This is a genomic window from Bradyrhizobium altum (genome assembly GCF_020889705.1).
GTDB classification, from domain to species: Bacteria; Pseudomonadota; Alphaproteobacteria; order Rhizobiales; family Xanthobacteraceae; genus Bradyrhizobium; species Bradyrhizobium altum.
Genome location: NZ_JACMYP010000609.1, coordinates 1 through 551 on the forward strand (window position 1 = coordinate 1; position 551 = coordinate 551).

2 pseudogenes are annotated in these 551 nt (G+C 68.4%); one reads left to right on the forward strand and one right to left on the reverse strand.

The annotated features are described in order from the left end of the window. Nucleotides 1-278 (forward strand): annotated as a pseudogene (locus H8B02_RS47700) (hypothetical protein); the annotation flags it as partial. Nucleotides 279-342: 64 nt separating this feature from the next. Here the strand turns inward: H8B02_RS47700 and H8B02_RS47705 are convergent. Continuing rightward, nucleotides 343-551, reverse strand: a pseudogene (locus tag H8B02_RS47705) (TetR/AcrR family transcriptional regulator); the annotation flags it as partial.

The following is a 551-nucleotide window of genomic DNA, read 5'->3' on the forward strand; positions in this document are numbered from 1 at the left end:
CGCCGCCCGCTGCCGCCGCGCCTGCTCCGGCCGCGCCGAAGGAAGCCAAGCGGGAAGCCGCTCCCCCCGCGGCACCGGCCGCACCGGCAGGGCCCGCCGTGTTTCCGAACGCGGTCGATCCCAAATACGCCAAGGAGTCCGAAGGCAAGCAGCGCATGCACACCTGCGTTGACCAGTACAATGCCAACAAGACCACGGGCGGCAATGGCGGCCTGAAGTGGATCCAGAAGGGCGGCGGCTATTACAGCGAGTGCAACAAGCGCCTGAAGGGCGCCTGAGTCGGCTGAAGCGAGTTTGACGGGGCGGCCGGCGTAAGCCGGCCGCTTTTCTTTGGCGCGAGCGCTATTGGCTTTCCGTGAGCAGCTTGTCTGCCGATTGCGCCAGCAGTTGCGCGCGCTTGCGTGGGCCGCGTTCGAGAAACAGCAGGCTCTGGCCGAAGATGAAGCAGTAGAACAGGAAGGCCTGCGCGTCGGCCGCCTCGGCTGGCAGCCCGGTGGCGCGATAGAGCTGGCCGACCTGCTTCAGCCGCGCGGCGTCGACGCTCGCGGCGG